Source organism: Erwinia mallotivora (assembly GCF_000590885.1).
GTDB classification, from domain to species: domain Bacteria; phylum Pseudomonadota; class Gammaproteobacteria; order Enterobacterales; family Enterobacteriaceae; genus Erwinia; species Erwinia mallotivora.
This window is the reverse complement of the sequence record NZ_JFHN01000043.1, coordinates 46,968-59,439: the sequence shown is the minus strand read 5'-3', so window position 1 is coordinate 59,439 and position 12,472 is coordinate 46,968. Positions and strand designations below refer to the sequence as shown.

At 53.8% G+C, this 12,472-nt stretch carries 12 protein-coding genes; 5 read left to right on the top strand and 7 right to left on the bottom strand.

The genetic code is table 11. The features are described 5' to 3' along the window. Positions 1-44: 44 nt before the first annotated feature. Genes apaG through lptD form a run of 5 tightly spaced genes read right to left on the bottom strand, consistent with a single transcriptional unit; the run spans position 45 to position 5,979 of the window. Positions 45-422: a Co2+/Mg2+ efflux facilitator ApaG/CorD gene (gene apaG, locus BG55_RS08320; protein ID WP_034936421.1), complete on the bottom strand. Its 378-nt coding sequence runs from the start codon at positions 420-422 to the stop codon at positions 45-47. A gap of 4 nt (positions 423-426) precedes the next feature. Continuing rightward, positions 427-1,254, bottom strand: coding sequence for a 16S rRNA (adenine(1518)-N(6)/adenine(1519)-N(6))-dimethyltransferase RsmA (gene rsmA, locus BG55_RS08315; protein ID WP_034936419.1), 828 nt, complete (start codon positions 1,252-1,254; stop codon positions 427-429). Continuing rightward, complete coding sequence (gene pdxA, locus BG55_RS08310; RefSeq protein WP_034936470.1) at positions 1,251-2,237, bottom strand: 4-hydroxythreonine-4-phosphate dehydrogenase PdxA; 987 nt, start codon at positions 2,235-2,237, stop codon at positions 1,251-1,253. Before pdxA ends, rsmA begins: the two co-directional genes overlap by 4 nt. Then, positions 2,227-3,522 (bottom strand): peptidylprolyl isomerase SurA, encoded by a 1,296-nt coding sequence (gene surA, locus BG55_RS08305; protein WP_034936417.1) that lies wholly within the window; start codon positions 3,520-3,522, stop codon positions 2,227-2,229. The genes pdxA and surA overlap by 11 nt, the downstream gene beginning before the upstream one ends. A gap of 54 nt (positions 3,523-3,576) precedes the next feature. Then, positions 3,577-5,979 (bottom strand): LPS assembly protein LptD, encoded by a 2,403-nt coding sequence (gene lptD / locus BG55_RS08300; protein ID WP_034936414.1) that lies wholly within the window; start codon positions 5,977-5,979, stop codon positions 3,577-3,579. A gap of 274 nt (positions 5,980-6,253) precedes the next feature. Between lptD and djlA the strand changes: the two genes are divergently transcribed. Beyond that, positions 6,254-7,081, top strand: a complete 828-nt coding sequence (gene djlA / locus BG55_RS08295) for a co-chaperone DjlA (protein WP_034936412.1) — start codon at positions 6,254-6,256, stop codon at positions 7,079-7,081. 85 nt (positions 7,082-7,166) lie between these two features. Here the strand turns inward: djlA and BG55_RS08290 are convergent, their stop codons facing one another. Continuing rightward, the gene (locus tag BG55_RS08290; RefSeq protein ID WP_034936409.1) at positions 7,167-7,355 is read right to left on the bottom strand and encodes a hypothetical protein; all 189 of its coding nucleotides are present in this window, start codon (positions 7,353-7,355) and stop codon (positions 7,167-7,169) included. A gap of 413 nt (positions 7,356-7,768) precedes the next feature. Here BG55_RS08290 and BG55_RS08285 point away from each other — a divergent pair, with 413 nt between their 5' ends. From BG55_RS08285 to BG55_RS08270, 4 genes are read left to right on the top strand one after another with little or no spacing between them, the layout of a single operon-like run. After that, positions 7,769-8,134, top strand: a complete 366-nt coding sequence (locus BG55_RS08285; protein ID WP_034936407.1) for a DMT family transporter — start codon at positions 7,769-7,771, stop codon at positions 8,132-8,134. Beyond that, positions 8,134-8,463 (top strand): DMT family transporter, encoded by a 330-nt coding sequence (locus tag BG55_RS08280; protein WP_034936404.1) that lies wholly within the window; start codon positions 8,134-8,136, stop codon positions 8,461-8,463. Before BG55_RS08285 ends, BG55_RS08280 begins: the two co-directional genes overlap by 1 nt. Further along, a complete protein-coding gene (gene cutC / locus BG55_RS08275) occupies positions 8,460-10,841 on the top strand; it encodes a choline trimethylamine-lyase (protein ID WP_034936401.1) in 2,382 nt (793 codons plus the stop codon). Before BG55_RS08280 ends, cutC begins: the two co-directional genes overlap by 4 nt. After that, positions 10,804-11,760: a glycyl-radical enzyme activating protein gene (locus tag BG55_RS08270; RefSeq protein WP_071994996.1), complete on the top strand. Its 957-nt coding sequence runs from the start codon at positions 10,804-10,806 to the stop codon at positions 11,758-11,760. Before cutC ends, BG55_RS08270 begins: the two co-directional genes overlap by 38 nt. A 33-nt stretch (positions 11,761-11,793) precedes the next feature. On the opposite strand, the gene rluA is transcribed toward BG55_RS08270, so the two are convergent. Then, positions 11,794-12,447 (bottom strand): bifunctional tRNA pseudouridine(32) synthase/23S rRNA pseudouridine(746) synthase RluA, encoded by a 654-nt coding sequence (gene rluA, locus BG55_RS08265; protein ID WP_034936399.1) that lies wholly within the window; start codon positions 12,445-12,447, stop codon positions 11,794-11,796. Positions 12,448-12,472 lie beyond the last annotated feature (25 nt).

Sequence of the window (12,472 nt, the reverse complement as noted above, 5' to 3'; positions counted from 1 at the left end):
GTCCGAAACACGCCGGGCCTGCGGAGCCCGGCGTAGAAGATGAATTAATGAATCTGGCTGGGAATAGCCAGTCGGAACACCGGAATCGCCACCTGGAAAGCTTCGCCTTCGCTGTCAATCATCTCGTAGTGGCCCTGCATGGTGCCCATCGGAGTTTCCAGAATGGCACCGCTGGTATACTGAAACTCGCCGCCTGGTGGGATATGTGGCTGCTCACCGATCACCCCTTCGCCCTGAACTTCCGTCTCGCGGCCATTGCCGTTGGTGATCAGCCAGTATCGGCTGATCAGTTGCACGGGGGTGCGCCCCGGATTGCGAATGGTGATGGTGTAAGCAAAAACATAACGATCATCTTCCGGTGCCGACTGTGACGGGACCCAGGCGCTCTGCACCTGAATACAAATCCGGGGCGTCTCGGCCATGGTATCAGTTCTCCTGCGACGATGGCTGAGGATGCTCAGCCAGCCAGTTTGCCAGTTGACAATACTGCGCGACAGAGATGTTTTCGGCCCGCAATGTCGGGTCGATATTCATCTGCTGTAATGCCTCAGGCGAGAACAAATGGCCGAGGCTGTTGCGCAGCGTTTTACGACGTTTACCAAAGGCTTCGGTCGTGATCCTGCTCAGCATACGAATATCCTTAACCGGGTGGGGCAGTCTGGCATGGGGCACCAACCGTACCACTGCTGAATCCACTTTAGGTGCCGGGGTGAAGGATTCAGGCGGCACTTCCAGCACCGGGATTACCTGGCAGTAATACTGTGCCATCACCGTCAGGCGTCCATAGGCTTTACTGCCTGGCCCGGCGACAAGGCGGTTAACCACCTCTTTTTGCAACATGAAATGCATGTCACGAATCGCATCAGTATAGCTGAAAAGGTGAAACATCAGCGGGGTGGAGATGTTGTAGGGCAGGTTACCAAAAACGCGCAGAGACTGGCCTTTTTCAGCGGCAAGTTCCGCGAAATTAAAGGTCATCGCATCCTGCTGAAAAATCGTCAGCTTCGGCCCGAGAAAAGGGTGAGTCTGCAAGCGGGCGGCCAGATCACGATCAAGTTCGATAACCGTCATGCTCTCCAGTCGCTCACCAACCGGTTCGGTCAGCGCGCCCAGACCGGGCCCGATTTCCACTACCGCCTCGCCGGGCTGTGGATGAATGGCGGAGACAATGCTGTCAATAATGTATTGATCGTTCAGAAAGTTCTGGCCGAAACGTTTGCGGGCAAAGTGGCCCAGATGGACGCGATTATTCATTGAGTTGAGATCATGGTGATGGCGAGATTAAGCGCCGTAATAAAGCTGCCCGCATCAGCCTGCCCCAGGCCTGCCAGATCTAAGGCGGTGCCGTGGTCGACTGAGGTGCGGATAAAAGGCAGGCCGAGGGTGATATTGACTGCCCGGCCAAAGCCCTGATATTTCAGTACTGGCAGTCCCTGATCGTGATACATCGCCAGAACCGCATCTGCCTGTTGCAGATATTTGGGCTGGAACAGGGTATCTGCCGGTAAGGGCCCCGTCAGCCGCATACCGCGCTGCCGCAGTTCATCCAGCAGAGGAATTATCACATCGATCTCTTCCCGCCCCATATGACCGCCTTCTCCGGCATGAGGATTGAGGCCACAGACAAAAATATGTGGTTCAGCCAGGCCAAATTTAGTGCGCAGATCGGTATGGAGAATGTCGATGACTTCGCGCAGGCTGTCGCGAGTGATAGCGGCTGAGACATCTTTTAACGGTAAATGCGTGGTTGCCAGCGCCACCCGCAACGCTTCGGTGGCAAGCATCATCACCACGCGTGCACACCCTGCGCGTTCTGCAAAAAACTCGGTGTGACCACTGAAAGGGATACCGGCATCGTTGATCACCCCTTTATGCACCGGGCCGGTAATCAACGCGGCAAATTCGCCGCTGAGGCAGCCATCGCAGGCGGTGGTCAGCGTCTCCAGCACATAATGGCTGTTTTCGACACAGAGCACACCGGGCCGGACCGGTTGCGCGGTGGCAACCGGCAGCAGCGTCAGCGTACCTGCCGCCTGGGGTTGTGCGATACTGCCCGGCTGATACTGCCGCAACGCCAGCGGTAATCCCAGCGCGGCGGCCCGCTCCAGCAGCACCGCCGGATCGGCACAAACCACCAGTTCAACCGGCCAGTCATGCTGGGCCAGTTGTACGGTGACGTCAGGGCCTATTCCGGCAGGTTCGCCGCTGGTGATCACGACGCGCTGATTACTGAGCATTGCCATCCAGAATTTTCACATAGGCTGAGGCTCGCTGTTCCTGCATCCAGGTTTGTGCTTCTTCTGCAAACTTACGATTGAACAGCAGACGATAAGCCCGCTCTTTCTGCGCTGCGTCAGTTTTATCCACCTGGCGTGTATCCATCATCTGGATCAGATGCCAGCCGAAGGAGGAGTGGACCGGACCGCTCATCTGGCCTTTATTCAGCTTCAGTAACGCATCGCGGAACGCCGGATGAAACACTTCGGGTGAACTCCAGCCCAGATCGCCGCCCTGGTTAGCCGAGCCCGGATCTTCTGAGATATTTTTCGCGGCCTGCGCAAAGGTGGTTTTGCCGCTGTTGATATCTGCCGCAATCTGCTCCAGCTTCTGACGCGCCTGGTCGTCGGTCATCACGGGTGAAGGCTTCAGCAGAATATGCCGGGCATGAACTTCCGTTACCGAGATGCTCTGGTTATCACCACGAATGTCATTCACTTTCAGAATATGAAAACCAACGCCGGAGCGGATTGGACCAATGATATCGCCCTTTTTGGCGGTAATCAGCGCCTGTGCAAACAGCGACGGCAGCTCCTGGATACGGCCCCAGCCCATATTGCCGCCTTTCAGCGCCTGCGGATCGGCCGAGTAGGTAATAGCCAGTTTGCCGAAATCACCGCCATTTTTTGCTTCGCTGACCAGCTGATTAGCCAGCTTTTCCTGATCGTCCACCTGCTGCTGCGTCGGATTCTCAGGCAGCGGCAACAGGATATGACTGAGGTTCAGTTCGGCCGCTTCGCTGTTCTGAGAAGAAACCTGTTTAGCCAGCGAGTCCACTTCCTGCGGCAGGATGGTGATGCGACGGCGCACTTCATTGTTGCGCACTTCGGCAATGGTCATCTCTTTGCGGATCTGCTCGCGGTAGGTGGCATAGTTCATACCATCATAAGCCAGACGGCTGCGGAGCTGATCGACGGTCATTTTGTTTTGCTGAGCAATGTTAGCAATCGCCTGGTCGACCTGTGCGTCCTGAATCTGGATACCGCCCTGTTTGGCCATCTGCAACAGAATGTTGTCCATTACCAGACGTTCAACAATTTGATGGCGCAGCGTTTTGTCGTCAGGAAGCTGCTGACCAGCCTCCTGGGCCTGACTTTTGACTGACTGCATCATGCCGTCTACGTCGCTCTCCAGGACCACGCCGTTATTAACCACGGCGGCAACTTTATCAACTACCTGTGGCGCTGCAAATGCGGTGCTGGCTGTCAGCGCCGCACTAAGGATCAGCATTCTCCAGTTCTTCATACTTTTTCCATTCTTCTGTCCGCTCAGCGGGTTTACAAACGAATTATCACAACATCAGAAAGAGCGCTGATAAGGCAAAATGCCCTGACGCAGCATTTCACCTGAACCCAGACTGTAAGACGGGCTCAGGCCACGTAGCTCAATGTTGAACGAGATTTTGTTGTCGTAGTGACTTGTACTGTTAGTGCTGTCCCAACTGGTGATTTTACGCTCGTACCCCAGACGGATGGCATAGCAGCATGAGCTGTACTGTAAGCCAAGCAGCTGATCGGCAGGCTGTTTGGCTTTGGTATCGTAATACCATGCGCCCACGACTGCCCAGGCATCAGCAATTGGCCAGCTGGCGGTCGCGCCTACCTGCGAAATCCCCTGCTGATAACCTGGATTGGTGATCTGGCTTAACGTCTGCTGAATGTACTCCGGGCTGGTATAGCGATAATTCAGCTGCACCAGACGGTCTGCATCACGACGGTATTCCAGCACCGCATTTCCCTGTGAAACGGCATTCAGCCGGGTATCGTACTGAACCCCGCCGCGTGCGTTCCAGCGATCGCTGATTTTCCAGAACGTGTCTCCCGCCCACTCAATACTGCCACGATCGTCCGAGTCAGCCGTTTCAAGACCGGTTCGGGATGGGGTAAACGAGTAGATTTGACCAACGGATGCGTTAAAACGTTCAACCAGATCGTTATCAAATATTCGGGTGGTCACACCGGTGGTGATTTGATTAGCGGAAGCGATACGGTCCAGGCCGCTGTAAGTGCGGTCACGGAACAAACCGGTGTAGTCGCTTTGCAACAGGGTGGAGTCGTAAGCGCGAATATTACTCTGATCGCGATAAGGCACATACAGATACTGCAAACGTGGCTCCAGCGTCTGAGTGTAACCTGGTGACCAGTCCATATCGCGGTCAAACACCATTTTACCGTCGACTTTAAACTGCGGCATCACCCGGTTAACCGTGCTTTTCAGCTGGTTCACTTTGCTGGTATCGACATTCTGATTCCAGTAATCAATCTCATCCTGCTGGTAATGGGTCGCCAGCAGTTTGGCTTCGGTGTTCAGGCTACCCCAGCGGTTGGACATCGGCAGATTAATGGTGGGCTCCAGATGCAGACGGGTGGCATCCGGGTACTTCTCATTAACGTTGGTAAATTTGACCGCCTGAGCGTACAGATGGGTGTCAAACGGACCGACATCGTTCTGGTAATAGTTGAAATCAAACTGCGGCTCAGCACGATAAACGTCGTTGCTGGTTTGCGTGGAGAAAATCTGGAACTGCTTGGTCGACAGCGTCGCATCCCAGTTTGTATCCGCATAGCCTACGCTGAATTTCTGCGTGACATAGCCATCGGTGGAGCTGGCGTAGGGCGAGTCGAGATCGGTGAAGTAATAAACATCACTGACTTTGGTGTAGTCAACGTTAAAGCGCCAGTTCTGATCGTAGACCCCGGCATGTTTCCAGGTAAACATCCAGCGGTCGGAATCATCAGCGTTGGTGATGTTACGCGCCGCGGCATCTTTGGTGAACTGGTCGTCAGATGGCATGTAGTCAAACTCCATCAGACCGACACCAGCCTGGGTCAGGTAGCGGAATTCATTCTGCAACTGCGTACCACGATTACTCATGTAATGCGGCGTGATAGTGGCGTCAACCTGCGGCGCGATGTTCCAGTAATAAGGCAGTATGAATTCAAAGCCGTTAGAACTACCGTACTTGGCATTGGGAATCAGGAAACCTGAGCGGCGTCGATCGCCGATCGGCAGCTGTAAGTAAGGGCTGTAGAGCACCGGCACTTTGCCAATTTTAAAGCGCGCGTTCCAGATTTCTGCCACCTGCTCATCGCGATCTTCGATGACCTCTGTTCCCGCGACGCTCCAGCTGTTATCGCCGGGCAGGCAGGAGGTAAAGGTGCCGTTCTCCAGGATGGTGTAGCGGTTCTGGCCGCGCAACTTCATCTGATCGGCGGTGCCTCGCCCCTGACGTCCCACCATCTGATAGCTACCATTCCAGACGTTGGTATCTTTGGTATTGAGGTTGGACCAGCCTTTCGGTCCCTTTAACACCACCTGATTATCGTCGTAATGCACATTACCCAGCGCATCGACGGTACGTACCGGCGTGGTCTCGCCCGGCGGCTGTTTCTGGTGTAATTGCACTTCATCAGACTGTAGACGCCCATTGCCTTGCTGAATATCCACGTTGCCGGTAAACACCGCATTATCGGGATAATTGCCTTGTGCCTTGTCCGCGTTAATCGTCACCGGCAGATCGTTGGTATTTTTCCCCTGCACAAGGGGACGGGTGTAGTTTGGCACACCCAGCATACACTGCGATGCGAGGTCGTCGGCCAGACCCTGCTGGCTGTAAAGTGCTGAACCAATCAGTGTGGCCAGCAGAGTAGGTAATCGTTTTTTCATACGCGGTATCGAAAATTCCGTGATAGCAAGCATCATGCCGACAAACGGTCAGAGACTAACGTACTCAACAGCGTTGCGCCAGTGCTATACCTTGCATCTTGCAAATTGCAGACATGTCGGCTTCCCTTACTCCGCTCAGTCACTTACTTTAGTAAGCTTCAGGTGAGTTCGGGCAGTTGCCGGTTGCCTGTAAATCTGAAATATGTCAGGTAACGCCTGATGGTCTGGCCGCGTTGCCGTTAGGCTCTGGGATAAATGACGGGTATGATAATGCAATTTTTAGCCTTCAGCATGGCGAATTGAGGAGTATATGCGCTATTGGGGAAAAGTTATCGGGCTGGTACTGGGATTATTAAGCGGTACGGGTTTTTGGGGATTAGCGTTCGGCCTGCTGATTGGTCACCTGTTTGACAAGGTGAGGACAGTCAAAGGGCAGGGATATTTTGCTAATCAGCAGGTCCGGCAGACACTGTTTTTTCGCACCACCTTTGAGGTTATGGGGCACCTGACGAAATCGAAAGGCCGGGTGACCGATGCTGATATCCAGATGGCGTCCTTGCTGATGGATCGTATGCAATTGCATGGTGAAGCGCGATCCTCTGCACAACGCGCTTTTCGTGAAGGTAAAGAGGGTGACTACCCGCTGCGCAGTAAATTGCAGGAGCTGCGCAGTGCCTGCTTCGGGCGTTTCGATCTGATTAGGATGTTTCTGGAGATTCAGATCCAGGCTGCGTTTGCGGATGGTTCACTGCACCCCAATGAGCGCCAGGTGCTGTATGTCATTGCTGAAGAGCTGGGCATCTCCCGTATGCAGTTTGATCAGTTTCTGCGAATGATGGAAAGCGGTCAGCAATTTGGTGGCGAAGGTCAATCGTGGAGGAATACCGGTTCTCAGGGGGGATTCAATGCTGGTCAGCGTGGACCGACGCTGGAAGATGCCTGTAGCGTGCTGGGCGTGAAAAGCAGTGACGATGCGGCAACCATCAAGCGGGCTTACCGCAAGCTGATGAGCGAGCACCATCCGGATAAACTGGTCGCCAAAGGTCTGCCTCCGCAGATGATGGAAATGGCCAAGCAGAAGGCACAAAATATCCAGGCTGCATATGACCTGATCAAACGTGAGAAAGGTTTTAAGTAGGACGCTGATGCTGATAAGGGAGCGCGTCTCCCTTTATCAGGCTTAATAACCAGGACGTGGTCCCATTCTGGAATACTCGTGATATTCACTGTGCGGCGGGGGTAGCCGTATTTGGGTGCGTCAAATTTATTATCAGGCCCATAAAACAAATAAAAACTGTAAAGCCTGTACCCGTCAAAAATGTGTAATAAAAAGACATAATCTTATTAATATGATAATCCAGCGTGCCGGGGCGTTTCACCACGCAGTATCCGGGGGCGATGTGACGAGCCATATTTTCTCCATCCCTGTTTTCGTTAACGTGGCTTTCCTGCCACCGTTATCTCAAGTCGGATAACTATAAATAGTTCTTTCTCGTGACGCAAAAATTAATAATTTTTATCAGATTAAAGCGTCTTACCTGTCATCTTATCCATTTGAAAAACGGTTTTTTAATATCAGGCTGTACCAGGAAATAATAAACTCTCTGGCTAAGGTGGCGTCTTTTTTTCTTCCGACATGGCGATGTTTATTAAGATGGTCAGCATGATCAATACCTCTTTTAAATAAGGCTGATTTTAATTATCAGGTAAATGCCTGAGTGGTTTAGGTGTGATTGAGAAGCTGGTCTGTATAGTCTGCCGCAAGATAACTGCCGCATGATTTTAATGCATTGTTAATAAGCTGTTCTGAAATCGGTGAACTTATATGACTAATGATAAATACAGCAGGTTCCTGATACTGGCCATCATAACCGAAATCATTGCTACCACATTGCTGGGCTTATCCAGTGGTATGACAAAATGGCTCCCTGCGTCAGGTGCGCTGGCCGCTTATTTTTGTTCATATTATTTGCTGACGCTTTCGTTAAAAAAAATCCCCATTGGCCTGGCTTATGCGCTCTGGGCGGGCATCGGCATTGTAGCGACATCGCTGATTAATTTTTTCCTGTCTGGTAAAGGCGTTCATCCCGGGGGGCTGTGCGGGATTTTACTGATTATTACGGGTGTACTGGTCATTAATTTACTGGCCAGAGATGAGTTAAATGAAAATACGGCAGAGGAGAACAGTTAATGCCTGTTGCCTTATCTGGTTTTGCCTGGTTATCGGTGGCAATAATTACCGAAGTTATTGCTACCAGCCTTTTACCTAAAACCAATGATTTTCGTCGGGCAGGAATAACCCTTGCCGTCCTGACGATTTATTTTCTCTGTTTCTTTTCACTTTCCAGAGCGATGACTGCTCTTTCGGTGGGGCTGACTTACGCCTTATGGTCCGGTCTGGGCATTGCGATGGTTAATATCGCAGGGATGATTTTTTTTCGGCAGAAAACAGGGAAGTACACCCTCACAGGCATCCTTTTAATTGTCACTGGTTGTATTACGATGGGAGTATTTAAATGACAAATGAGACGCTTCTTCCAAGAATTTCCGCCCTGCGTGAGCGTTATTTACAGGCTAAGCCTTTTATTTCAGCCTCCCGTGCCAGAGCGGTAACCGAAATTTATCGTCGTTACCCTGGAATGCCGGTTTTGTTATTGCGCGCGATGGCGTTTCGCCGTGCCTGTCAGATTGCCCCGCTGGTCATTGGTGAGCAGGAGCTGATCATCAGCCATCCAGCCGGGGCGGCGCGTGGCGGAGAAATCTCGCCTGAAATTGCCTGGCGCTGGGTGGCTGATGAGCTGGAAACCATGTCAACGCGTACTCAGGACCCTTATCAGATCAGCGAAGAGGTCAAGCGCGAACTGCGTGAAGAGATCTTTCCCTTCTGGCAGGGGCGTTCTCTGGATGAAATGGCGGAAACACAGCTGCGCCATGCCGGGCTGTGGGAATGGAGCACCCACGATGGCATCTGTGATCTGAGCATTAAAACCCAGAATGGCGGCGGCGATACCTGTCCCGGTTACGACATCATTTTGTTGCAAAAAGGGCTGGGAGGCGTGCGTAAAGAGGCAGAAGAGGCGCTGTGCCAGCTCTCTGCAACCTGTGCGGAAGATCAGGAAAAACAGTACTTTTATCAGGCCATTATCGAAACCTGTCAGGGCGTGACGGATTATGCCCATCGCTATGCCGACTATGCCGACCAGCTGGCGCAGCAGGAAACCTCTGCACAGCGTAAGGCCGAGCTGGAAAATCTGGCGGTCATTTGCCGCCGCGTTCCCGAGCAGCCACCGCAAAGCTTTCACGAGGCTTTACAGGCTATCTGGTTTGCGCAGTCGCTGTTTATTCTGGAAGAGAATCAGACCGGCATTTCGCTGGGGCGCGTTGATCAATATCTCTGGCCGCTGCTGGAGGCCGATCTGGCTTCAGGCGTACTGACGCTGGAACAGGCGGAAGAGCTGCTGTGCTGCTGGATGATCAAGATGTCGGAATGCATGTGGATTTGCAGCGCCGCCTCCGCAATGTACTTCGCCGGTTATCAGCCTTTCGTTAACCTGGTGGTGGGGGGACAAAAACGTGAAGGCGGAGACGCAACCAATCCACTCTCCCTGCTGATTATGGACTGCTCGCGTAAGCTGAAAATTTATCAGCCGAGCCTTGCCGTGCGTATTCACAACCAGTCGCCACAGCCGTTTATGCGCAAAATTGTCGAGGTGGTTCGCGCCGGGATTGGTTTCCCCGCCTGCCATTTTGATGATGCCCATATCAAAATGATGCTGCGTAAAGGGTTTGATTATGACGATGCCCGCGACTACTGCCTGATGGGCTGTGTCGAGCCTCAGCGTGCAGGCCGTATCTATCAATGGACCTCCGTGGGCTACACCACCTTCACCTGTGCCATCGAACTGGCGCTGAACAATGGCAAAACCGTCACCGGTTCGCAGGCTGGCCCGCAAACCGGTGAACTGCACCAGCTGACCAGCTATGAAGCCTTCGAGTCTGCGGTCAAGCAGCAGCTCAGCCATATCGTTCAGCAGGCGGCCAGAGCCACGCTGCTGGTGCAGAAACTACATAAAAGCCTGGCACCAAAACCTTTTATCTCCTGCCTGCTGGAAGGGTGTATGGCGCAGGGTAAAGAGGTGATGCAGGGCGGCGCGATGATTAACAACGGTCCGGGACTGATCTGGACCGGTATGGCGGATTATGCCAACTCAATGATGGTGATGCATGAGCTGGTCTGGCGACGGCAGCAGGTTACGCTGGAGCAGATGGCTCAGGCATTGCGGGATAATTTTGACGGTCATCAGCAACTGCACCTGGCCTGTCTGAACGTGGTGAAATTTGGCAACGATGTTGAGGAAGTTGACGTCATCGCACGCGATCTGATCCGTTTCACCGAAAATGAGCATCGTCAGTACCAGATGCTGTATGGTCCCTTTACCCACGGCACCCTGTCGATTTCCAACAATACCCCGTTCGGATTGGTGACCGGTGCGCTACCCAGTGGGCGTCTTGCCGGAATGCCGCTGGCGGACGGCATCAGCCCATCGCAACAGACTGACTTTGCCGGACCCACCGCCATTATCAACTCTGTTGGTCGCATCAACGTTGAAGAGATGGAAATTGGCATGGTGCATAACTTCAAGTTATTGCATGGCATTCTCGACACGCCGGAAGGCGAACAGGGGCTGATCACCCTGCTGCGCAGTGCCAGCATGTTGGGCAACGCACAGATGCAGTTCAGCTACGTTGATGATGAAACGCTGCGTAAGGCTCAGCAGGATCCGCAGCAGTACCGTAATCTGATGATCAGGGTGGCCGGGTACAGCGCCTTTTTTGTCGAACTCAGTCGTGAGGTTCAGGATGAAATTATCAGCCGCACCCAGCTTGAGCGGTTCTGAGTCTACCACCCCGACGGGCACGGTGTTTAACCTGCAACGTTTCTCGCTGCATGACGGTCCCGGCGTGCGCACCGTGGTGTTTCTGAAAGGATGCCAGATGAAGTGCGCCTGGTGTGCCAATCCGGAAAGTCTGGCATCGGCCCCGGAACTGTTTTTTGACCGTGCCCGCTGTGCAAAAGCGTCCTGCTGGCAGGCGTGTCCCGGCCGGGGACCTGCCGATAAGGCCGGGCACGTCGGACGGGTCGCCTGGCCGGCGGAAGATGCCTGCCCGGCGGCGGCGATCCGCCATGTGGGGCGTCAGCTCAGCGTTGATGACGTGATGCGCACGGTGCTGGCTGACGAGCTTTACTACCGCACCTCTGGCGGCGGGATGACCCTCAGCGGCGGTGAGATGGCGTTGCAGCCGGAGTTTTCTCGCGCGCTGTTGCTACGCGCCAGGCAGGAAGGCATCCATACTGCGGTGGAAACCTCCGGTTTTGCCTCCTGGCCTGCGTTATGGCAGGCCTGTGAGCTGAGCCAGCTGGTGCTGTTTGATATCAAGCTGGCGGATGAAACACGGCATCAACGCTACACCGGCGTCAGTAATCACCGCATTCTGAGTAATCTGAAGAAGCTGCTTTCGCAGGATATTCCGCTGCATATCCGTATTCCGGTCATCCCCGAGGTGAACGACAGTGAAGAAGAGGCACAGAAGATGATGGCGATGATTGCCGGGATAGTGCAGGGACACAGCAGTTTCCGCATGATTGATCTGCTGCCTTACCATAACTTTGGCAATCGCAAATATGAGCTGTCCGGCAGGGAGTGCCGCTATGAGCAACTGCATCCGGATCACGGTAAGCCACAGGTGGCGCTGATGGCCGCGATTGCCCGGCAGCACGGTCTGCCGACCACCACGCTGTCGCACTGTATTGGATAAGCCCCGATGGCCGATGATGGCTGTCGCCCGCGCTTAAAAGTCTGCGGGCTGACGAAAGGTCATTGCGGACTGAAAGCTGGGATGGGTGATGGTCAGCACCTCGGCATGGAGTTGCAGGCGGGAAGCCATCATTCTGGCCTGTTCATGGGCATAGAAGTTATCGCCAAGAATAGGATGCCCCAGCGCCAGCAGATGAACCCTGAGCTGATGAGAGCGGCCGGTAAGGGGCTTCAGCTGTAGCCGTGCGCTGTTATCGGCGGCGTACTCCAGCACCTGATACTCGGTTTGCGCGGCTTTACCGGTTTCAAAACAGACCTTCTGTTTTGGCCGGTTCGGCCAGTCGCAAATCAGCGGCAGATCGATAAGCCCCTTTTCCTGTGCCGGATGTCCCCAAACTCTTGCCACGTAGGTCTTCTGCGGTTCCCGTTCGCGAAACTGCCGTTTAAGTTCACGCTCTGCGCTTTTGGTCAGCGCCACCACGATCACCCCGCTGGTGGCCATATCCAGCCGGTGAACGGATTCCGCGGCGGGAAAATCGCGCTGGATGCGGCTCATCACGCTGTCGCTGTGTTCTGCCAGCCTGCCAGGAACCGAGAGTAGTCCACTGGGCTTATTGACCACGATAATATGCTGGTCCTGATACAGAATATGTAGCCAGGGTTCCTGCGGTGGGTTATAGGGTTCCATCTTTCTGCCTGTAGGGGCGGATTCA